Source organism: Vibrio sp. (genome assembly GCF_048266485.1).
In the GTDB taxonomy this organism is placed as follows: Bacteria; Pseudomonadota; Gammaproteobacteria; order Enterobacterales; family Vibrionaceae; genus Vibrio.
Map to the genome: position 1 here is coordinate 182,213 of NZ_JBLWZK010000004.1, position 21,716 is coordinate 203,928.

At 40.7% G+C, this 21,716-nt stretch carries 25 protein-coding genes; 15 read left to right on the forward strand and 10 right to left on the reverse strand.

Features of this window, described 5'->3' with window-relative positions:
* The first annotated feature begins 13 nt into the window (after positions 1-13).
* The 7 genes from mlaE (at position 14) to ACN0T8_RS07995 (ending at position 4,887) form a co-directional block, all read left to right on the forward strand.
* Positions 14-790 carry a lipid asymmetry maintenance ABC transporter permease subunit MlaE gene (mlaE, locus tag ACN0T8_RS07965; protein ID WP_417880138.1) on the forward strand — a complete coding sequence of 259 codons (777 nt, stop codon included), beginning with the start codon at positions 14-16 and terminating at the stop codon, positions 788-790.
* A 26-nt stretch (positions 791-816) separates the two neighbouring features.
* Positions 817-1,293 carry an outer membrane lipid asymmetry maintenance protein MlaD gene (gene mlaD / locus ACN0T8_RS07970; protein WP_417880093.1) on the forward strand — a complete coding sequence of 159 codons (477 nt, stop codon included), beginning with the start codon at positions 817-819 and terminating at the stop codon, positions 1,291-1,293.
* Positions 1,294-1,308: 15 nt separating this feature from the next.
* Complete coding sequence (gene mlaC / locus ACN0T8_RS07975) at positions 1,309-1,953, forward strand: phospholipid-binding protein MlaC (RefSeq protein ID WP_417880094.1); 645 nt, start codon at positions 1,309-1,311, stop codon at positions 1,951-1,953.
* Positions 1,953-2,270 (forward strand): STAS domain-containing protein, encoded by a 318-nt coding sequence (locus ACN0T8_RS07980; protein WP_417880095.1) that lies wholly within the window; start codon positions 1,953-1,955, stop codon positions 2,268-2,270. The genes mlaC and ACN0T8_RS07980 overlap by 1 nt, the downstream gene beginning before the upstream one ends.
* A 15-nt stretch (positions 2,271-2,285) precedes the next feature.
* Positions 2,286-2,540 (forward strand): BolA family iron metabolism protein IbaG, encoded by a 255-nt coding sequence (gene ibaG / locus ACN0T8_RS07985; RefSeq protein ID WP_417880096.1) that lies wholly within the window; start codon positions 2,286-2,288, stop codon positions 2,538-2,540.
* A 92-nt stretch (positions 2,541-2,632) separates the two neighbouring features.
* Positions 2,633-3,889, forward strand: a complete 1,257-nt coding sequence (gene murA / locus ACN0T8_RS07990; RefSeq protein WP_417880097.1) for a UDP-N-acetylglucosamine 1-carboxyvinyltransferase — start codon at positions 2,633-2,635, stop codon at positions 3,887-3,889.
* A 272-nt stretch (positions 3,890-4,161) separates the two neighbouring features.
* A complete protein-coding gene (locus ACN0T8_RS07995) occupies positions 4,162-4,887 on the forward strand; it encodes a 1-acylglycerol-3-phosphate O-acyltransferase (RefSeq protein ID WP_417880098.1) in 726 nt (241 codons plus the stop codon).
* An 87-nt stretch (positions 4,888-4,974) separates the two neighbouring features.
* On the opposite strand, the gene corA is transcribed toward ACN0T8_RS07995, so the two are convergent.
* Entirely contained in the window at positions 4,975-5,928 is a 954-nt protein-coding gene (corA, locus tag ACN0T8_RS08000) for a magnesium/cobalt transporter CorA (RefSeq protein ID WP_417880099.1), read from the reverse strand.
* A 191-nt stretch (positions 5,929-6,119) separates the two neighbouring features.
* Between corA and ACN0T8_RS08005 the strand changes: the two genes are divergently transcribed.
* The 3 genes from ACN0T8_RS08005 to ACN0T8_RS08015 all read left to right on the forward strand — a co-directional run bounded on the left by ACN0T8_RS08005 (position 6,120) and on the right by ACN0T8_RS08015 (position 9,525).
* Entirely contained in the window at positions 6,120-6,554 is a 435-nt protein-coding gene (locus tag ACN0T8_RS08005; RefSeq protein ID WP_417880100.1) for a MarR family transcriptional regulator, read from the forward strand.
* 218 nt (positions 6,555-6,772) lie between these two features.
* Positions 6,773-7,984 carry an efflux RND transporter periplasmic adaptor subunit gene (locus tag ACN0T8_RS08010; RefSeq protein ID WP_417880101.1) on the forward strand — a complete coding sequence of 404 codons (1,212 nt, stop codon included), beginning with the start codon at positions 6,773-6,775 and terminating at the stop codon, positions 7,982-7,984.
* 8 nt (positions 7,985-7,992) lie between these two features.
* Positions 7,993-9,525, forward strand: a complete 1,533-nt coding sequence (locus ACN0T8_RS08015) for a DHA2 family efflux MFS transporter permease subunit (RefSeq protein ID WP_417880102.1) — start codon at positions 7,993-7,995, stop codon at positions 9,523-9,525.
* A gap of 59 nt (positions 9,526-9,584) precedes the next feature.
* On the opposite strand, the gene ACN0T8_RS08020 is transcribed toward ACN0T8_RS08015, so the two are convergent.
* From ACN0T8_RS08020 to ACN0T8_RS08045, 6 genes are all read right to left on the reverse strand, one after another.
* Positions 9,585-10,697, reverse strand: coding sequence for a GGDEF domain-containing protein (locus ACN0T8_RS08020; protein WP_417880103.1), 1,113 nt, complete (start codon positions 10,695-10,697; stop codon positions 9,585-9,587).
* On the reverse strand, positions 10,697-11,179 hold the full coding sequence (locus ACN0T8_RS08025) for a hypothetical protein (RefSeq protein WP_417880104.1): 483 nt from the start codon (positions 11,177-11,179) through the stop codon (positions 10,697-10,699). Before ACN0T8_RS08025 ends, ACN0T8_RS08020 begins: the two co-directional genes overlap by 1 nt.
* 139 nt (positions 11,180-11,318) lie before the next feature.
* Positions 11,319-11,708: a Rid family detoxifying hydrolase gene (locus ACN0T8_RS08030; RefSeq protein ID WP_417880105.1), complete on the reverse strand. Its 390-nt coding sequence runs from the start codon at positions 11,706-11,708 to the stop codon at positions 11,319-11,321.
* Between the two features lie 26 nt (positions 11,709-11,734).
* Positions 11,735-12,196, reverse strand: coding sequence for an aspartate carbamoyltransferase regulatory subunit (pyrI, locus tag ACN0T8_RS08035; RefSeq protein WP_417880106.1), 462 nt, complete (start codon positions 12,194-12,196; stop codon positions 11,735-11,737).
* A 15-nt stretch (positions 12,197-12,211) separates the two neighbouring features.
* Positions 12,212-13,141 carry an aspartate carbamoyltransferase gene (gene pyrB, locus ACN0T8_RS08040; RefSeq protein ID WP_417880107.1) on the reverse strand — a complete coding sequence of 310 codons (930 nt, stop codon included), beginning with the start codon at positions 13,139-13,141 and terminating at the stop codon, positions 12,212-12,214.
* A 254-nt stretch (positions 13,142-13,395) separates the two neighbouring features.
* Entirely contained in the window at positions 13,396-14,400 is a 1,005-nt protein-coding gene (locus ACN0T8_RS08045) for an ornithine carbamoyltransferase (RefSeq protein WP_417880108.1), read from the reverse strand.
* 198 nt (positions 14,401-14,598) lie between these two features.
* Between ACN0T8_RS08045 and rraB the strand changes: the two genes are divergently transcribed.
* Both rraB and ACN0T8_RS08055 read left to right on the forward strand, forming a co-directional pair.
* Complete coding sequence (gene rraB / locus ACN0T8_RS08050) at positions 14,599-15,033, forward strand: ribonuclease E inhibitor RraB (protein WP_027697713.1); 435 nt, start codon at positions 14,599-14,601, stop codon at positions 15,031-15,033.
* A 76-nt stretch (positions 15,034-15,109) separates the two neighbouring features.
* Complete coding sequence (locus ACN0T8_RS08055) at positions 15,110-15,910, forward strand: glycosyl hydrolase 2 galactose-binding domain-containing protein (protein ID WP_417880109.1); 801 nt, start codon at positions 15,110-15,112, stop codon at positions 15,908-15,910.
* A gap of 23 nt (positions 15,911-15,933) precedes the next feature.
* Here ACN0T8_RS08055 and ACN0T8_RS08060 read toward each other — a convergent pair whose 3' ends face one another.
* The gene (locus tag ACN0T8_RS08060; protein ID WP_417880110.1) at positions 15,934-16,419 is read right to left on the reverse strand and encodes a GNAT family N-acetyltransferase; all 486 of its coding nucleotides are present in this window, start codon (positions 16,417-16,419) and stop codon (positions 15,934-15,936) included.
* Between the two features lie 153 nt (positions 16,420-16,572).
* The gene (locus ACN0T8_RS08065; RefSeq protein ID WP_417880111.1) at positions 16,573-17,025 is read right to left on the reverse strand and encodes a DUF2061 domain-containing protein; all 453 of its coding nucleotides are present in this window, start codon (positions 17,023-17,025) and stop codon (positions 16,573-16,575) included.
* A gap of 274 nt (positions 17,026-17,299) precedes the next feature.
* Between ACN0T8_RS08065 and ACN0T8_RS08070 the strand changes: the two genes are divergently transcribed.
* From ACN0T8_RS08070 to ACN0T8_RS08080, 3 genes are read left to right on the forward strand one after another with little or no spacing between them, the layout of a single operon-like run.
* Positions 17,300-17,491, forward strand: coding sequence for a hypothetical protein (locus ACN0T8_RS08070; RefSeq protein ID WP_417880112.1), 192 nt, complete (start codon positions 17,300-17,302; stop codon positions 17,489-17,491).
* Positions 17,492-17,493: 2 nt separating this feature from the next.
* Positions 17,494-18,261, forward strand: a complete 768-nt coding sequence (locus ACN0T8_RS08075) for a choice-of-anchor X domain-containing protein (protein WP_417880113.1) — start codon at positions 17,494-17,496, stop codon at positions 18,259-18,261.
* On the forward strand, positions 18,255-18,710 hold the full coding sequence (locus tag ACN0T8_RS08080) for a hypothetical protein (protein WP_417880114.1): 456 nt from the start codon (positions 18,255-18,257) through the stop codon (positions 18,708-18,710). The genes ACN0T8_RS08075 and ACN0T8_RS08080 overlap by 7 nt, the downstream gene beginning before the upstream one ends.
* A 41-nt stretch (positions 18,711-18,751) precedes the next feature.
* On the opposite strand, the gene ACN0T8_RS08085 is transcribed toward ACN0T8_RS08080, so the two are convergent.
* Entirely contained in the window at positions 18,752-21,610 is a 2,859-nt protein-coding gene (locus ACN0T8_RS08085; protein ID WP_417880115.1) for a valine--tRNA ligase, read from the reverse strand.
* Positions 21,611-21,716: the final 106 nt, after the last annotated feature.

Sequence of the window (21,716 nt, forward strand, 5' to 3'; positions counted from 1 at the left end):
CAGTCACCCTATAATCAATAAGGTCGCCCGAGTTGGCGATCGTACTATTGGCTTAGCAGAAGCTTGGGGAAGAGCTTCTTTGATGCTGTGGGGGGCACTTATTGGTAAACCTCAATTAAGGAAGAACTTTCCTTTATTTATCAATCAGATCTACGCCATTGGTGTGCAATCTCTAGCGATTATTATTGTGTCAGGTTTGTTTATTGGCATGGTGTTGAGTTTACAAGGTTACATTATATTGGTGGACTACGGCGCAGAAGGCAGCTTGGGTCAAATGGTGGCACTGTCGCTATTACGTGAGTTAGGGCCAGTGGTGACCGCATTATTATTTGCTGGACGAGCAGGATCGGCGTTAACTGCTGAAATTGGTTTGATGAAGGCCACCGAGCAATTATCTAGTTTGGAAATGATGGCGATCGATCCTTTGCGTCGAGTCGTTGCGCCACGTTTTTGGGCAGGGGTTGTAGCAATGCCGATACTGACGATGATCTTTATGGCGGTTGGCATCTGGGGGGGACAGATCGTCGGCGTAGAATGGAAAGGCATCGATGCGGGGAGTTACTGGTCGGCGATGCAATCTTCAGTCAGCCTTGGTTACGATATTGGTAACAGTGTTATTAAGAGTATGGTGTTTGCGATAACCATTATCTGGATTGCGTTATTTAATGGCTATGATTGTATTCCTACATCAGAAGGCATTAGTCGCGCTACTACTCGTACGGTTGTACATTCGTCATTAGCGGTATTAGGGCTAGATTTTATTCTGACTGCCTTGATGTTCGGTCATTGATTTTGAATTTATATTGGAAGTAAATCATGCAAACAAATCGTCGTTTAGAATTTATGGTAGGCAGTTTTGTCTTATTGGGCGTTATTGCGATTTTAGTAATGATGTTTAAAGTGGCTAACGTCACCAGTATTGGCCCAAGTGACAGTTATATCTTGAAAGCGCGCTTTGATAATATTGGTAACTTGAAAGTGCGTTCTCCAGTAAAAGTGGGTGGTGTGGTCGTTGGGCAAGTGACTGACATTAGTTTAGATACTCAAAGTTATATTCCAGTTGTTAGTATGTCCATTGGACGAAAGTTTGGGAAATATCCAGATACTTCAAGTGCGAGGATCCTGACTTCAGGTTTAATTGGGGAGCAATATATTAGCCTAGTACCAGGTTTTGTTATGGAAGGAATGAGCAGTACCTTAATGGATGGTGATTTTATTGAAGACACGAAGTCTGCGTTAGTGTTAGAAGATTTAATTGGCCAGTTTTTATATAGCAGCAAAGAGTCTGAGTAATACAAGGAGTTGGGTATGTCCTGGTTAAGAAAAACAGCATTATTGTTGGTGTTCATAGGAGGAGCTTTTAATGTGAGTGCCGCAACCGTTGATAGTAGCGATCCTTATAAAATGATTCATTCTGTTGCAGAACAAACTTTTGAGCGCCTTAAAGCGGAGCAGCCGAAGGTGAAAGTGGATCCTAACTATTTAAAAACCATCGTAGAACAAGAAATGATGCCGTACGTTAATTATCAATATACGGCATTGAAATTACTAGGCCCCAATCTACGAGGAGCAGATAAACAGCAAGTAAGAGCGTTTATTCAGGAGTTCCGTGCTTATTTAATTACCTCTTATGCACAAGTCTTGACGCAATATACCGATCAAACGATTCAATTTTCACAAGAAAAATCGGTTAACGATGACGCTCGCATCCTATCTATTCCAGTTGAAATTATTGATAAGGGGCGTCCTAATATTAAACTTGAGTTTACCTTATTGAAAAATACCAAGACTGGTGAGTGGAAAGCTTACGATATGGTGGCAGAAGGAGTCAGTCTACTTTCGAGCAAGCAGTCGGAATGGAACACAAAAATCCGTCAAGATGGTATTCCTGCCGTCACTAAAGGGTTAACTCAATTGGCACAGAAAGATATTGTTTTTGAAGGTAAAAAATAGTGCAGAGTCGTTATTGGCGAGAGGAAAGTGAACAGCGCGCCTCTATCATTGGTCAATTGACTCGTGATACTGTACCCGAGCTGTGGTCTCAGCTACAAGGTTGGCAGCCACAAATTACGCAATACGAAGTATGCTTAAAAGATCTCGATAGAGTGGATTCTGCAGGGATGGCAATGCTTATTCATTTATTACAGCATGCAAAAAATCAAAATTGTCATATAATGCTGACCTTTATGCCAAGTCAGCTATACACATTATTTAAACTTAGCAATATTGATGAATTATTTGCTGAGCATATTCAAATTACCGACGGTTAAAAATTAGAGGGTTACGTGGACATTATCCAAGTAAAACAAATATTAGATGACGCTTTGTCATTGCAAGAAATTCACGTGAAAGGTGAAGGTAGCCATTACGAAGTTGTTGCGGTTGATTCATCTTTTGACGGTATGAGTCGAGTTAAAAAACAACAATTAATTTACGCACCTCTGATGGAATACATCCAAAGAAATGATATTCATGCTGTGTCAATTAAAGCGTATACACCCGAAGAGTGGGCACGTGATAAAAAGCTGATGTCATTATAGATTCAACGGCCTCTATAGACTCAATCGCTATTGCTTACTTTTTGTCTAAAAGAAGTAAAGATTAAAAATAAAGAAGCAAGGTTCTTATACTAATGGAAAAATTTAGAGTACACGGTTCAGGCGTGCTACAAGGTGAAGTCACCATTTCTGGGGCTAAAAATGCAGCGTTACCAATTTTGTTCGCCGCTATTTTATCTGAAGGTCCAGTTGAAGTTGCGAACGTTCCTGCATTGCGTGATATCGATACTTCAATTGAGCTACTTAAGCGTCTCGGTGCGGAAGTTGAGCGAAATGGCGAAGTGTTAACGGTTAATTCTGGCCCAATTCACGAATATTGTGCTCCGTATGATTTAGTAAAAACTATGCGTGCTTCTATTTGGGCACTAGGTCCATTAGTGGCTCGTTTTGGTCATGGTCAAGTTTCTTTACCTGGTGGTTGTGCTATCGGTGCTCGCCCGGTTGATTTACATATTAATGGGCTAGAGCAACTAGGTGCAAACATTACGCTTGAAGATGGGTACGTAAAAGCGGAAGTTGATGGACGCTTGAAAGGTGCGCATATCGTGATGGATAAAGTGTCAGTAGGTGCAACCATTACAGTAATGAGTGCAGCAACCTTAGCAGAAGGTACTACGGTATTAGAAAATGCGGCTCGTGAGCCAGAAATTGAAGATACCGCGGCATTTTTAAATGCGATTGGTGCGAAAATTACAGGTGCCGGTACGGGGACAATTACCATTGAAGGCGTTGAGCGTCTTGCGGGAGGTAAGCACTCAGTAGTCGCTGACCGTATTGAGACTGGTACATTCCTAGTTGCAGCGGCTGTTTCTGGCGGTAAAGTCGTATGTCGTAATACTAAAGCCTCTTTACTCGAAGCTGTTTTGGCTAAGCTTGAAGAAGCGGGGGCGAAAGTAGAATCTGGTGAAGATTGGATTAGCCTAGATATGACTGGCCGTGAATTAAAAGCGGTCACGATTCGTACCGCTCCACATCCAGGTTTCCCAACGGATATGCAAGCGCAGTTTACTTTGCTGAATATGATGGCGAAAGGCGGCGGTGTGATCACAGAAACTATCTTTGAAAATCGCTTTATGCATGTACCAGAATTAATGCGTATGGGAGCTAAAGCTGAGATAGAAGGTAATACCGTTATTTGTGGGGATGCTGAAAGCTTAACTGGTGCACAAGTGATGGCAACTGACCTTCGTGCTTCTGCGAGCCTTGTTATTGCTGGTTGTATTGCTAAAGGTGAGACCATTGTTGATCGTATTTATCATATCGACCGTGGCTATGACCGCATTGAAAATAAACTCAATGCACTTGGTGCGAATATCGAACGTTTTCAATAATAGCTTGAGAAAGTGAGCATTTAATTTGCTTACTTTTTTGGCTATAGAAGCTGAAGTCCAAGGGGGCATTCATCTTTCGTGGTTGAATTTTATCCGAACCCTTCGGACAACGTTTATTGGGCATTTCTACTGTGTTATCGGCTTTGTAAAAATGCTCAATAACTCGCTGTAAAAATCACCACGAAAGATAAACACGCCCTAATGGTTTCGGCTTTTTTATTGTATAGGCTGTTGGCAATTTGCCTTATGCTTTATGTAATTGGAGAAACTGAATGATTGCTTTACTACGCATTATTGCTGTCGCGATATTTGCTATCTTCATGTTTATTTTTGGCTGTGGTTACTGTTTATTTAGCCCCCGTAACCCTCGCCATGTTTTTACTTTTGGCCGCATGTTTGGCCAAATGTCGAAAGTGTTTGGCATTAAGCTTGAACTTAGAGTTCCAGACAATGCCTATGATCGTGGCCAACATATCTATTTAGGTAACCATCAAAATAACTGGGATTTATTTACCATTTCATCAGCGGTAACGCCGAATGTGGTTACTGTTGGTAAGAAAAGCTTAGTTTGGCTGCCATTATTTGGTCAGCTTTATTGGCTAACGGGTAATATCTTGATTGACCGTGCTAATCGTAGCAAGGCAATGGATACTATTAGCCAAGTTGCCGATCAAATTAAGAAAAGCAAAGTATCAGTGTGGATGTTTCCTGAAGGGACACGTTCTCGTGGCCGTGGTTTACTGCCATTTAAAACCGGTGCTTTCCATGCGGCGATTGCTGCACAGGTGCCAATTGTGCCAATCGTATGTAGCTCAACCGATAATCTTAAGTTGAACCGCTGGAATAACGGTCATGTGATTGTTGAGATGCTGCCACCGATCAGTGTTGAAGACTATAATAAAGAAAATGTTCGCGAGATACTGAAACTGTGCCGCAATCAAATGAAAGCTAAGTTAGAAGAGCTCGATGCTGAAGTACTAGAGCGTAACGCGAAGTAAACTTCTTTTGATTCGAATTCAACTTAATAGAAAGCCAATGAATATTCGTGTTCATTGGCTTTTTTGTTATTTGGGTATAAGAAGAAATTACAACCAGCCTTTACGTTTAAAGTAAAAGTAAGGAGCAAAGCCTGAAGCCACCATTAACACTAAAGCGGCCGGGTAACCAAAAGTCCACTCTAGCTCAGGCATAATTTGGAAGTTCATCCCATAAATACTAGCAATTAATGTTGGTGGTAAGAAGACAACCGCAGCAATCGAGAAGATTTTGATGATCTGGTTTTGCTCTATACTGATAAAGCCTTGCGCCGAATCCATTAAGAAATTGATCTTTTCAAATAAGAAAGTGGTGTGAGACATTAATGTTTCAATATCACGCACAATTTCACGCAATGTTTCCAGTTGTTCTGGTGTCGATTTTAAGTGACGCAATAAAAATGAAATGACGCGCTGGGTATCCATCAAACATAAACGAATTTTGCCATTGCTGTCTTCAAGTCGAGCTAGGCGGCTAATGCATTCTTCCCAATCTGACTCCTCATCTTCCAGCACGGTATAACTGATCTTTTCTAATTGATGATGGATATCCTCAATAGTATCGGCATGATTCTCAACTTTTTGTTCCAAGATGGTGATAAACAGTGATTGAACATCATCAGATTGAACCTGGCCTTTACGAGCTCGTAAGCGCAATAAACGAAAATCCGCAATACTGCCTTCACGAATGGTGATTAATCGATCTTTTTGCAGAATAGACGCGATGTTGACGGTAGTATGGCGACCTTCACTCGGAGAGAGAAACAGCGAGTGGACGTGCAATCCTTCATGATCGACAAAGTAACGAGAAGACGCTTCGATTTCTTCTACGTCATTAGTGCCGGGAATTCGAATACCAAGTTGTTGAGATAAAAATTGACGATCTTCGTCGCTAGGATCGTGGGCATCTATCCAATCAGCTTGTTCGATAAGAGGTTCTAGATCTTGTTGTTTGTCATATCTTATTTCTTGAATAAAGCCGTTATTTATTTTGAAAAATCGCATAGTGAAGAAGTCCTTTGGACTGATGGACGAATATTCTTATCTTATACCTAAGTGGCTATCGGATGCGAATTTCAGTCTGAATCATATGTGATTTTATTGTTACATTTTGAAATATTTATTGACACTTTTTTGCCTAGGCAAGTAAAATCCTATCAAAGTAATTGTCTAGGCAAGTAATTGGAAGGTTATTTATGACGACTCCTCCTTATATTCATGCATCGAGTATTCCTTTAGGAAAGCTAATTGGTTTGGTTAACCATCATAAAGAGCGGTTGCTGTCACAGTATTTTATGCCACTCGATATCACACCAGCTCAGTTTAAAGTACTTGCGGCCATTGAATTTGAGAAAAAAAATTCACCCGCTGAAATTAGTAAATTACTCGGTATCGATTGTGGATCGATGACTCGCATGGTTGAGCGACTGCTTAAAAAGTCGTTAGTAGAAAAGTTGCCTAACCCAGAAGATAAAAGAGGCGTTATCTTAATTTTAACGTCTTCCGGTCAATCATTATTAACTGAGTGTATTGAGGTGATTGAAACTCAAGTGAGTCCCTTATTAGTCGGTGATTTAGCTGCTGATGAAGTGAAACAGTTGAGCCGTTTATTAGAGCGATTATTACCTTAACGAAGCGTTATTTAGGCAAGAAAAAATTATATATCCAAAAGTAACTTTAATTAGTCCTTCGGGAGCTTCATTCAAACTTTTATGCCGTGTCATATTGGTTTGAAAGGCGCCTATATTCTTTTGCCAACCCTCCTTGCTGAACAGTTTGGATGATAGCTCTGAATTCCGCACCTTGAAGTCACTTGGGTATAATTCATTAATGATCAAATGGTTGAATCATGGAAAACACACAAAATATTGAAGGTACTGTAAAACAAAAAAGTAAACGCCAAACCTCTTTTATGATCCTGTTAGTTGCATTGTTGGTGATTGCTGGTGGTTGGTTTGCTTATTATCAAATGTATGCAAAATTCGTAGAAGAAACGGATGATGCCTATGTGAATGGTAACCTTGTAACGGTTTCACCACAGATTGCAGGTACGGTGACTAAAGTTATTCCAGATGTTGGTGATTATGTGGAAAAAGGTCAAGTGTTAGTGACGTTGGATTCTAATGATACCCAAATTGCACTACAAAATGCTGAAGCTAAATTAGCAAGTAAAGTTCGCGAAGTTCGTAGTATGTATGCGTCGGCGGATAACTTTAAAGCGAAAGTTGAAGCCAGCAAAGTTGAATATCGCCAAGCCTTAAATGACTACAACCGTCGTAAAAATTTAGTTTCGAAAGGCGCGATTTCAAAAGAAGATTTAATTCATTACCAAGATACTCTAGAAGGCGCAAAAAGCCAGTTGGAAGCGGCAGAGCAATCACTACAAATGACGGTGGCCTTAGTTGATAACACGGTTTTAGAAACGCACCCAGGTGTGAAATCAGCGGTTTCGGCGTTACGTAAAAGTTATTTAGATAATATGCGTACTGAAATTGTTGCCCCAATTAGTGGTTATGTGGCTAAACGTGCGGTTCAACTCGGTAGTCAAGTACAACCGGGTAGTCAATTAATGGCAATCGTTCCATTGCATCAAGTGTGGGTTGATGCCAATTTCAAAGAAAGCCAGATGAAAGATATGCGTATTGGCCAACCAGTTACTTTAACTTCCGATCTTTATGGTGAAGAAGTGCAATATACAGGTGAAATTGAAAGCCTAGGTATTGGTACGGGCAGCGCGTTCTCTCTACTCCCTGCGCAAAACGCTAGCGGTAACTGGATCAAGATTGTTCAGCGTTTGCCTGTAAAAATTCATTTAGATGAACAAAACCAAGATAAATACCCATTACGTATTGGTTTGTCTATGGTAGCTAAAGTCGATATTAAAGATACCGATGGTCAATTATTGGCTAAAGAAGTGAATAAACACGCTCGCTATGACACTGATGTTTATCATAACTCTTTGGAAGAAGTGGATACGCTTGTCGCTAAAATCTTGCATGAAAATGCTGGTGTATCAAGTGTTAATGTAAGCAGTGTTGGCACAACAGCGACCGCACAATAGAGGCGTTCATGAACGATCAAACATACACGCCACCTAGTCTGCCATTGGCGGTAATCGCACTCGCCTTAGCAACGTTTATGCAAGTATTAGACAGTACGATTGCTAACGTTGCCTTGCCGACGATCGCAGGTAACTTAGGGGTAAGTTCAGAGCAAAGTACTTGGATAATTACTTCATTTGCAGTGTGTAATGCGATTGCACTGCCACTTACAGGATGGTTTTCTCGCCGTATAGGCCAACTTAGGTTGTTCATTTTATCGGTGGCATTATTTACAATTTCGTCATTCCTTTGTGGAATTGCGACGAGTATGCCTGAGCTTATCGTATTCCGTGCTCTACAGGGTTTTTTTGCTGGCCCTATGTTTCCGATGTGTCAGACCTTATTGTTGGCAATTTTTCCATCAGTCAAACGTAGTGCAGCATTAGCGCTGATTTCTATGGTGACAGTGGTTGCGCCGATTGTTGGGCCGATTACGGGAGGGTGGATAACCGATAATTACTCTTGGCCGTGGATCTTTTTCATCAATTTACCGATTGGTATTTTTTGTTGCTTGGTAGTTTGGCAGCAATTGAAAGATCGCGTTGATGTGACAGCGAAAATGCCGATCGATTTTATTGGTATTGCTTTATTAGTTCTTGGGGTAGGTTTACTGCAAGTTGTGCTTGATTTAGGGAATGATGCCGATTGGTTTGCTTCAACTCACATTGTGATAATGAGCTGTATTGCAGCAATAGCTCTGATTTCATTTGTCATTTGGGAATTAACCGATGAACATCCAATCGTAAATTTATACTTGTTCAAAGATCGCAACTATACGGTAGGCACGCTGGCTCTAGTGTTAAGTTATTCAGCTTTCTTTGCCATTAATATTATTTTGCCACAGTGGTTACAGATTTACATGGGATATACTTCGATTTGGGCGGGCTTAGCTTCTGCACCAATGGGAATATTACCATTTTTATTAACGCCATTAGTTGGTAAATATGCGCATAAAGCGGACATGAGAGTCTTGGCGACAATTTCCTTTGTCGTAATTGGCTTGTCATGTTTCTTACGTTCTTATTTTAATACGTTTGTCGATTTTAACTCGATTGCTCAAGTGCAGTTATTTATGGGAATTGGTATCGCATTTATGTTTATGCCCCTAACCACGATATTTTTATCGAACTTGAACGGTCAGAAAATTGCTGATGCTTCGGGCTTAACCACTTTCTTGCGTGTACTAGGTGGTAGCTTTGCATCGTCATTAACTACATGGTTATGGACTCGTCGAGCTGATTTTCATCATGCGACAATGACTGAACATGTGAGTAATTATGAGCCTGCAGCGGTAGAGTATTTAGATAAGATGGGGGGAGAGACGCAAGCTCATTTAGCGGCAGTAGATCACATCATCACGACTCAAGCTTTTATGAACTCAACGATTGATTACTTCTACATGCTAGGTTGGTTGTTCTTTGCGTTAATTGTGATTACTTGGTTTGCGAAAGGACCATTTATTAAATCAAGTTCAAATTCATCGGCGGCAGCTGCGCATTAACGAGTTTGTTCGTTGAGTCGTAATAATAAAGGAGCGAATGATATCACTCCTTTTGTTTTTTAAGGGGCAGGTGAAGTGGATGAAGCAGGCGTATGATAAAAAGCATAATCTTTATTGGTTGCTCGTTTAGTTTCATCTAGCGCTAAGATTGCTTGGTCGAGTAATTCTTCTGCTTTAGGTTGCCCTTTTTTATTTGAGTAGGTAATACCAATGCGAACACGAACTGGAAACTGATGTTCTTCGGACTGGTAATCAAATTCGAGTTGTTGTTGTAACTCTTTAACTCGAGCCACTAAGTTATTTGGTGTACCTGATTTAGTACAAATAAGTACAAATTCATCACCACCAAGTCTAAAAGCTTTACATTGTTTTATTGCAGCAAGTCTTTGAGCAAATTTCACTAAAACGAGATCACCTACTTGATAACCAATGTGATCATTGATTTGTTTAAAAAGTTTTAGGTCAATAGCGTATAAACAGACTGTTGAGGAGCGTTTTAATTGCTTATTTAGGTAGCCTGATAAGGCGCGCCTATTACCTAATTGAGTGAGTGGGTCGAGTTGTGCAAGTTCTGCTGAGCGTCGACTCATTCGAAGTAAAGCCGTCGAAAGTAATACGGTAATAATAAAAACAGATAATTGCCAAAACTGAATGAGATCGTTATTGGTACGTATACCTTCGCTGATACTACTTGTGAGTACTCGGTTTAGTGAATAATCTAACTTTAGTAGGGCATTTTTAACGTTAACAACTTTGTCGGTAAATGCTTTTGAGTGAAGTTTACTTGGTTCGTTAAAGTCATTACTGAGTGCTTTAATGCTATTAAAAAGTGTTTCTACGTCCTTAGTGACCTGCGGATGACGAGTGCGCAAAAGCTCTGTAGTACTCGATTCTAAAAAGAGTTGTAGGCGGTTCCAAACGAGATCGTAACTTTGAGTTAAGTCTGATAAAGGAATCGCACCTAATTGATATAATTCGGCTTTGTACAAAAACTTTTCCGACTGGTAGAGTATTCGGTTGGCGTACCAATTGGTCGAGCGATAGAATCGATCGATATTGTGATTGTTTTCTTTTTGTAGGTAGACAGTCCATAAAAAACCGCTAGTAAATAGTGATAGCAGCAAGATAAAGGCAATATTGATCATCATGTGTCGTGAGAGATGCAGGTGCATTATAAAGCCTTAATTTTGTTTATTTGCCAAACCAATTGATTCTGTAGTTTATCGTGAGAGAGTAATTTAGGGTTCAGGTCAAAGGGTACCAATAACCAAAAAGGTCCTTTATTACGTAGTGATAGTACTTTCTCGTCTTGTCGAAGGACTAAGATAAATGGATATCTTTGTAAATCTTGAGTATTTATGTCATAGGAATAGCCATTCAAAGCATAAATTCGAATACCATTAATAGAAGATGAAAATTTGTCAGTAATTAAGCTTAACTTCGGTCCTTGATAGGTATGAACCCCTTTAGTCCAAGGCGTCGAGGTTGTGAAGATCGTCTGAGGCAGGATTTCGAGATCTTTAAGGCTTAAGTTAATTTGTTGTCCTGTTGATGACTCTAAGCTCAACATAGGCGATGATTGTGCGACAGTTGAAATCACCATTAGTACCCAAGCTAATGTCAGTTGAAAAGAGTATGAGATTATCGATTTCATTAGTAATAGTTACCCTGCGCATATATTTAGTCGCATTCTAACATTACCATGATAATTAGTGCTATTTTGTGGAGGATTTTTGAACAAAAATGAGAGGCATAGGCCTCCCACTTAGTATTATTGATTACTCTTGTATCGATTACTTACGAACTGCAATCGCTTCAATTTCAATACCAACATCTTTTGGTAAACGCGCGACTTCTACACAAGAACGTGCAGGGTAGTTGGCAACTTTGTGTTCATCAAAGAATGTGCCGTACACTTCATTTATTGCAACAAAGTCATTTAAGTCTTTTACAAATACGGTCATTTTAACAATATCACCCACCGTTAAGCCTGAAGACTCGACAACTGCCTTAACATTATCTAAAGACTGGCGAGCCTGAGCGGTAATCTCAGATGGCACTTCACCAGTTGTTGGGTTCACTGGAATTTGGCCTGATGTCATTATCATACTGCCAAGATCAACGCCTTGAACGTATGGGCCAATCGCTGCGGGTGCTGATTCAGTATGCAATACTTTAGTCATTATTTTTTCCTTGTTATTCCGTGGTATTATTTCTCAGTCATGATTTCGCGAGAAAAGCTCTTCTCACAATACTTACACTTTAAGCGAATATCATCATTTTTTTCAATAACAGAAAAGCTACTCGAAACTGGTTCATTGTGAGTAATACAATTGCTATTTGCACAGTTGAATACGTCAGTCACCACTTTTGGCAAGGTTAAGGCGAGTTTCTTGACGACTTGATAATCTTCAATTTGATTCACCGTGGCATGAGGTGCGTATAAAGCGAGTTTTTGTGCTTGCTCTTCGGTGATAAAGGTATTTTCAATTTTGAGTAAATCTTTAGCGCCAAGAGCCGAAGAGGGCAAATTTAAACCGACGGTGACTCTTTCATTTGAGTTATCCATTTGAAATAGTTTAAGCACTTTTATGCCAATATGTGCAGGAATGTGGTCGATCACGGTGCCGTTTTTAATGGCTTCAACTTGTAATTGGTATTGCTTAGACATGGAAGGCCTCCGTGATTATAAAGTTTGGTTTAGAACAAGTGCAAGCAGTGCGGTACGTGCGTAAACGCCATTCTCTGCTTGTTCGAAATAATAAGCGTATGGCGTTTTATCAACATCAACCGTGATTTCATCAACACGAGGCAGTGGATGAAGCACTTTCAAATTATCTTTAGCATTTTTTAATGCCGATGCGGTTAATACAAAAGCGGATTTAATATGAGCATATTCTGACTCATCAAAACGCTCTTTTTGTACGCGCGTCATGTATAAAATATCTAGCTTAGGAATCACTTCATCCATATCGGTATGCAAGCTGTATTCTATGCCTGCATCATCCAGCTCTTCATAAATATAATCAGGCATCGCTAGCGCTTCAGGAGCGACAAAATAAAAACGTACGTTGCTGAACTTAGCGAGCGCTTGAGTTAACGAGTGCACGGTGCGGCCGTATTTTAAATCTCCGACAAACGCGATATTGATATTATCTAAAGTGCTTTGCGTTTCATAAATGCTGTACAAATCAAGCAAGGTCTGGGTTGGATGTTGGTTTGAACCGTCACCCGCATTGATGATAGGTGTATCGTTGGAGAACTCAGATGCTAAGCGTGCCGCACCTTCTTGTGGATGACGCATTACAAACGCATCGACATAAGAAGAAATGATGCGGATTGAATCGGCAAGCGTTTCGCCTTTTTTCGCATGAGAAGTATTCCCCGCGTTATCAAAGCCAATCACACTACCACCAATACGTTGAATGGCGGTTTCAAAAGACAATCGAGTACGAGTGGAGGGCTCAAAGAAGCAGCTTGCCACCACTTTGCCTTTGATCAACTCTGGCTGAGGATTCTCTTTAATTTGTGCGGCAGTCTGAATGATTAATTCAAGCTCCTGACGAGACAGTTCTGGAATGGAAATAATGTGCTTTTGATAGAGCGAGTTCGCCATGATTTGTCCTTAGCTAGCTTTAGATACAAAAAAGCCCCCAATAAAGGAGGCTTGATCATAAAAGAATAAAAGCAATAACAGAATTAAATAAGCCCATTTGCTTGAAGCAAAATTTGATATTTAGGCTTAACAGTCGCATTGCTCACTCCTTTGATAATTGGCGGAAATTATACTCCCAATAAAAGTAAGCGCAAGCGTTTGCTAAAGCCCTAGGCTAATTATTATGTGCCTTGATTTCTGTTTATCTAATGATGCTAGTCACCTAAAGTCGCCACCATGATGGCTTTAATCGTATGCATGCGGTTTTCTGCTTGGTCGAAGACAATAGAGTAGTCTGATTCAAACACTTCCTCTGTTACTTCTAAGCCTTTCATGCCGTATTTTTCAGCCACTTCTTTACCGACAGTAGTTTCATCATTATGAAAAGCAGGTAAGCAGTGCATAAATTTCACATTTGGATTGTTGGTAGCATTAATCATATCCATATTAATTTGATAAGGCGTCATCAAGGCAACACGTTCATCCCAAGCATCTGCCGCTTCACCCATAGAAACCCACACATCGGTATATAAGAAATCACAACCTTGAACACCTTTGGTCACATCTTCAGTGAGTGTGATTTTAGCGCCAGTACTTTGGGCGATAGTTTGGCAAGCTTTCACTAGGCTTTCTTCTGGCCAAAATGCTTTCGGTGCAACTAAGCGAATATCCATTCCCATTTTCGCTGCGCCAACCATCAATGAATTACCCATGTTGTTTCGAGCATCCCCTAAGTAAGCAAAACTCACTTCATTTAATGGTTTGTCTTGGCTGTACTCTTGCATAGTCAGGAAGTCAGCTAAAATTTGCGTTGGGTGAAATTCATCGGTTAAGCCATTCCAAACCGGTACACCGGCATGCTCTCCGAGTTCTTCCACAATCGCTTGTCCAAACCCGCGATATTCGATGCCATCATACATACGGCCCAAAACACGCGCGGTATCTTTCATTGATTCCTTATGGCCAATTTGCGAACCGGAAGGGCCGAGGTAGGAGACTTGCGCGCCTTGATCAAACGCGGCAACTTCAAAAGCGCAACGAGTACGAGTAGAAGATTTTTCAAAGATCAGCGCGATATTTTTACCTACCAGTGATTTCTTCTCACAGCCTGCGTATTTAGCGCGTTTTAGATCGCGAGATAAGCTGAGTAAAAAATCGATTTCTTTCGGCGTAAAATCCAACAGTTTTAAGAAATTACGGTTGCGTAAGTTGAAAGCCATAACTACGTCCTTGTGAGTCGGTGGTAAAAGTTACTTATACATAAAAATGCCAATAAAGTGAATTTTTATTTAACTTGTGTGTGGTGGAAATCAAAGTATAACTAATAGGCATATTAACGCTTACTTAGTATGAGCTTTCATGGCAAAATACACCGTATTAATCTACATTGAAAATTCGCCCACACTGGAGCTTAAGCTATGTCTAATAATGATCAATCGATGCAAGACGATTACATGTCGGTAGAAGAACTGATTGAATTTCAAAAAGAAGAAACACGTGAAATTATCGCAGCATTGATTGAAGATGGCAGTGATCCAGATGCGCTTTACGATATTGAGCACCATTTATTCGCTGAAGATTTCGCAACATTAGAAAAAGCGGTGATGGAAGCATTCCAAATGGGCTTTGAGGTTTTAGAAGCTGAAGAAACGGAAGACGAAGATGGCAGCAAAGTATTGTGCTGTGATGCGATCATGCAATCGGCTTTAGATGCTAATCTTATTGATGAGCAAGTTGAGAAGCTTGTCCATTTGGCTGAAAAGTTTGACATTATCTATGATGGCTGGGGCACCTTCTATGAAGGTGAAGATGCGATTTATGATGAAGAGAATGACGACTACGACAGCGAATAACGCTTTTCTTTTCGTTAATAAATACCAGCTGAATATGGCTGGTATTTTTATATCTAAATTTTATTCACGGACGATTATGCATTTTTTACTTGATGGCCTTTGGCAAATATCGCCACTTACTGATTTATCTATCCCGCAAGCAGATATCGCTTTTCCTGCCAAATTGAGTTCGGTATTACCTAGCTACTTAACTGAACAAGAGATTGATCAGCAAGAATGGCATCTAATGCACGATATCGAGGTCGATCAATCAATGTTAGATCTTGCAGGGGTAGATCTTGTGATCGATGGTATTGATCGTTATGCCGAAGTGCGAGTGGGTGGGGTGGCAGTATTTGACTGTGATGGTAGCCAATATCGTTATCAAAAAGATATTCAGCCTTATCTTAACCTTGGTAAAAATCGGATTGAGATTCTGTTTTTAGAACCTGATGATGATTTCTTGATTGAAGAAGCATCGGTTTGTCACTTAGGCGATCCTGTTAGTGATGCTGCAATTGTCAGTGAAATTAAGCGCACACCCTTTTTACGTTTAGTGCGTAATGTTCGATTGCAACATGTGGTGGCTGAGCAAATTTGGCATCACGGTGGTGGCTGTGAGCTAAAGGTTGATGTGTATTATTCGACATTAAAGCCCGGGTTAGTTTCAACTCAAATAAAATACGAAGGGATGATGTACACCATACCTTTAGATGTGAGAAGCGATCATGTGACGGCTATTTTTCAGGTTGATGCTCCTAAGCAAGCGGTCATAGAGCAAGAAACTAATCAAGCATTATCTGGTAATACTGAACTTTATGTTCACTTAGATGGCTATCACTTTAGGTTTAATGTGGCGTTATCAGAAACGCAAAGCGTTAGCCATCATCCGCTATAAACCTTAGGTTTTATTCATTGTGATTATAGCGTTTTAGCCATGACTACTTCACAATCACTGTGACCGGTATTTCCCCAAGGCTCATCTAAATGTTGAAAACCAAGCTTTTGATATAAAGTAAGCGCTGCTTTCAGCTCCGCGGTTGATTCTAAATAACACTGTTCAAAGCCGATTTCTCTCGCTTGATCAAAGCAAACATCAATTAACTGCTTAGCGAAACCTTGGCCACGAGCGCGATTTAAAATATACATCTTCTGTAATTCACACACTTCGGGCTTACTGGCGAGTGAGGCAATCCCCGCACCACCCACAACCAGACCGTCTTTATCAACCATTACCCAGTAGTGAGAACGCGTCGCTTGATAGATCTCAAATAAGGTATCTAAAGTTGGATCGGCCACGCTATAACCTTTATCGGCGGTTAAGCCAAACTCTGCTGAAACATCACGAATGACTTGAGCAATGTGAGGGTTATCTTGCGGCTCAATAGGGCGAATGGTGTAAGACATAGTACGACTGGATTCTTAAGGATATGAGTAAGAGCAGAGAGTGTATCCCAATATTTCTCGGCTATGAAAATAAAAATGAAAAATAAAAACGCCCACTATCTTATTCGGAGTAGTGGGTCGTGGGCGTTTGTTGTTTAACTTTTGGTTGTGCAATTAATAGGCTCTGACTTGATCATTTTTTACTTCTGTTACTTCAATACTATGTTGTTGTAGTTCATGATGGTGGCAATGTAAGCTGATTTTCGCTTTTTCATTATGTTGCCATACACGCTCGTGGAAGTAGAATACAACCGTATTAATACTTGGCTCTAACATCGCCATCAAACCACCGACAAACACATCACCTGTTAATAAGTAAACGACTAAGAACGCTACGCTAAAGTGCAACACAGCGAAGCTTGCGGTTTTACGACTCGGTTTTAACATTGCTAAACGAGCCCACTTTGGTTGCTGCCATGCTTTTTCATGGAAGTAGAAAGCAACTGTGTTCACCATTGGTTCAATCATTGCGATTAAACTACCTAAGATAATGTCACCGGTTAATACATAAGCAACGGTAAAAGCAACAGTGAAATGTAAGATAGCGAAAGTAAATGTCTTTTTCATAATGACTCCGAATAATGTCTTTGTTTTGTTGAGTACATTATTGCGAATAATTCTCATTACGTAAAGTAAGTTTATGATTATTTGTTTGATAGGTAGAAGCTATTGATTTTATGTTTCTGTGTTGTTCGATGTCTTATGTGAGTTTTTATAAAATATAATCTTTTTTAATGCTTATCTCTTTTTTTTAATTTATTAACATTCTTTCCGGTTTAATTCACACACGTTAGCTCTGAAATGAAATAGATGAATATAGTAGTAAAAAGTCGTTGTACGTGTGATTTATCAAGCCGAAGCTCAAGATGAGAGTACATTGCATGACAATGATATTGTCGTAACCGTTGGAAGTGCATTACCAACATTTGCAACTTCGTTAGGAGTTAAAAAAGCAAATCATAGTACGGTGAAAAACCCCAATACGATGAATCTGTTTATCAATCAAATTATGACAATGCGCGGGGGAGAATAATCATGAAATTGTATGGCAATATTTTAAAAGTTTTGGTGTTGAGTATAGTCTTTGGTTTTAGTTCTCAGCTTTTAGCAAGAGACACTGTCCCTTTATTTTCGGGTAAAGAGTTGTTTGAAATCATTGATGCACCTTTTAAAAAAGGCGATCGTCAGACCGTGGTAGAATTTGAGGTTAATCGAGGGCAATCTTTTTTTGCTTCTGTCGTTATTCCTATCACTAACGTACATTTTGAATTGCTGGATTCAAACGGAAATAGTGTGCTCGATAGTCACCATGAATCGATTAAAATTAGTTATGGCGATGAAATTGAACCGGGGCTTCCCGGGGCAAGCTATAAACTACCGTCATTGGATGTTGGTAACAAAACAGGTACTTGGAAATTTATCATTCAGTATGATGAAGTGAATTACGATTCTGCAATTGCACTTCAAATTTTTAGAAAATCAATTTTAAATGCCAAAGTTGCTATATTAGGTCATCTGGCTGTCGTTGGAGACTTTATGGTGCCAGCGATACTAGTGACTGCAAATGGTCAACCAGTTTTAAATGCAGAGGTTCCTATCACTGTCACTTATCCTGATGGTCGTATGGATAAATTAGTGGGGTACGATGATGGCTCTGGCTTAGACGCAGTGGCTGGAGATGGTGTTTATACAGCCCCAGATAGCATTCCTTACCAGCAAGTGGGAGAGCATATTGTTGAGAGTAAAGTAGTGGCTCACCGCTTGGGTTATCAATACCAAGCATATGCTGGAAAAATATGGTAGTAACGGAGCAAGTGGCGACAGTAGATAGTCTCCAAGTTGTTATTCCTAATGATGTATGTGTGAATGATATTTTAGTCACTGTAAATGCAACTTTTCATCGAGAAGGAACGTTCGATTTATACGGTATGCTTAAAGGATCTTTTAGTGAACGGCATTTTGATATGAATATTGGTGACCGATTTCAAGTTGCCAAAGGTGAGAATGAATTTAAGTTAACAATATCTCGAGAGGAGTTATCCGATACATTTTCTGTTCCTGGCGAGAAATTAAGAAAATCAGATGGCCCATATATAATTCGCTCACTATTATTTTATGGCAACGGTATGGGTAAAAATAAAATGCTCAGACAATTAGGTAAGAGTAAACCTTACAAAAAAGAGCTATTTATACCAGCTGCGATTATTAATATTAGTGACAGAATAATAAAAAATACCTTTAAAAAAGGCTAACCTTTCGGTTAGCCTTTGAGAGTATTACTTAAATAATCCGCTTATAAAGCAGCAATAGTCGCTTTTTGCTCTTCTAGCTTAACCAAGGTTTCTTGGTAGCCTTCAAGTTTAGCGCGCTCGGCTGTAACAACCGCTTCTGGTGCTTTTGCGACAAAGCCTTGATTGTTTAGCTTACCTTCGATGCGTTTAATTTCACCTTGGGTTTTCGCGACTTCTTTATCAAGACGAGCCAGTTCCGCATCTTTATCAATCAGACCAGCCATTGGCACCATGATAGTTGATTTTCCTACCAGTGACGTTGCACATGCTGGTGTTTCTTCGCCTTCCGTTAATACTTTCACTTCTTCCAGTTTACCTAGAGAGCTTAATACCGCTAGGTTATCTTCAAGACGTTTAGCATCAACCGAATCGGCTTTTAGCATAATTGAAAGCGGGACGCTTGGCGCGATATCGTATTCTGCACGTAAGTTACGGATACAAGTGATGAATTGTTTTACCCACTCGATATCGTCTAGTGCTTTTTGATCGAAGTTGCTTTCATCAAATAGAGGCATGGCCTGAGTCATGATGGTGTCGCCTTCAACGCCAGGAACAAGCGGTTTTACGCTCTGCCAGATAGACTCTGTGATGTATGGGATCACAGGGTGCGCAAGGCGCAATGTTTTCTCTAGTACAGTAATGAGAGTACGACGAGTAGCACGTTGTTTTGCTTCAGTCCCTTTCCATAATACTGGCTTAGTCAGCTCTAAGTACCAGTCACAGAATTGGTTCCAGATAAACTCGTATAGCGTGTTAGCAGCCATATCTAGACGGAAGTTTTCGATATGCGCATTGAACTCTTTAGCGGCGATTTCGAATTGAGATTCAATCCATTTGTCGGCTAGAGAATATTCAAGCTCAGCACCTTCAGCAAAACCACAATCTTGCTCTTCTGTGTTCATCAATACGTAACGGCTTGCGTTCCATAGTTTGTTACAGAAGTTACGGTAACCTTCAAGACGTTTCATATCCCAGTTGATGTCACGGCCAGTTGAAGCCATGGCTGCTAGGGTGAAACGCAAGGCATCAGTACCATAAGGTTCGATACCGTTTTCAAAAGTTTTACGGGTGTTTTTCTCGATCTTCTTCGCAAGCTGAGGCTGCATCATGTTGCCGCAACGTTTTTCAACCAGAGATTCAAGATCAATACCGTCAATCATATCGATTGGGTCAAGTACGTTACCTTTTGACTTAGACATCTTATCGCCGTTTTCATCACGGATAAGGCCAGTCATGTAAACGGTTTTAAATGGTACTTGTGCTTTGCCATCTTCATCTTTCACAAAGTGCATGGTCATCATGATCATACGTGCAACCCAGAAGAAGATGATGTCAAAACCAGACACCAATACATCGGTAGGGTGGAAAGTTGAAAGATCTTTGGTTTTTTCAGGCCAGCCCATCGTGCCGAACGTCCAAAGCGCTGAAGAGAACCAGGTATCTAATACGTCATCGTCTTGGCGTAGTACGATCACTGGATCGAGATTGTTTTTCTCACGCACTTCTTCTTCAGTACGACCGACATAAACGTTGCCGTTGTTGTCATACCAAGCTGGAATGCGATGACCCCACCAAAGTTGGCGAGAGATACACCAGTCTTGTACGTCACGCATCCACGCAAAGTACATGTTTTCATATTGCTTAGGTACGAATTGAATGTCGCCATCTTCTACCGCTTTCACAGCTGGAGCGGCTAAAGGAGCAGTGCGAACATACCATTGGTCAGTCAGCATTGGCTCGATAACTACGCCACCACGGTCACCGTAAGGAACCGTTAGGTCGTGATCTTTAACTTCTTCTAATAAGCCAAGTGAATCCATTTCTGCAACGAGTGCTTTACGTGCTGCGAAGCGCTCCATGCCTTGGTATTGAGCTGGAATGTCAGTGCTGTAAATGTCTGATGGTTCACCCGTGGTGGTGAAGACTTCAGCCGCATCACGGATATCAGCATTTAGGGTTAAAATGTTGATCATTGGAAGTTGGTGACGTTTGCCCACTTCATAGTCATTGAAATCGTGCGCAGGGGTGATCTTCACACAACCTGTGCCTTTTTCCATATCGGCGTGTTCGTCACCAACGATTGGAATACGGCGATCAACGATAGGCAAGATGATTTCTTTGCCAATGATATCTTTGTAACGAGGATCTTCTGGGTTAACCGCAACACCCGTATCACCTAGTACCGTTTCAGGGCGAGTGGTTGCGACAACGATGTAGTCTTTACCTTCCGCGGTTAATGCACCATCGGCTAATGGGTAGCGGAAGTGCCACATGTGACCTTTTTTGTCTTTGTTTTCAACTTCAAGATCAGAAATCGCGGTGTGCAGTTTTGGATCCCAGTTTACTAGGCGTTTGCCGCGGTAAATGAGGTCATCTTCATAAAGACGGACGAAAACTTCACGGGTGGCATTAGATAAGCCATCATCCATAGTAAAGCGTTCACGTTCCCAATCAACTGATGCGCCAAGACGACGAAGCTGACGAGTGATGTTACCACCAGATTCAGCTTTCCAATCCCAGATCTTATCGATAAAGGCTTCACGACCGTAATCGTGTTTTGTTTTGCCTTCTTCTGCTGCGATCTTACGCTCAACCACCATTTGAGTCGCAATACCAGCATGGTCGGTACCGACTTGCCAAAGGGTGTTTTTGCCTTTCATACGCTCACAACGGATCAAAGTATCCATGATGGTATCTTGGAAGGCGTGGCCCATGTGAAGACTACCGGTGACGTTCGGCGGTGGAATGACAATGCTGTAGGCTTGCTTTGAAGTATCACCATGAGGCTTAAAGTAACCAGCCTCTTCCCAACGCTGGTATAGCGCTTGTTCAATTGATGTTGGGTTATATGTCTTTTCCATAGTCTTCTTTTATCGATACGTTGAGCGTGAAAAATAATGTTTTTCGAGCCTAGAGCGCTGCGCTTTTTCGTTGCTAGGGCGCTTCGCTGCTCGATTTATTCGTTAC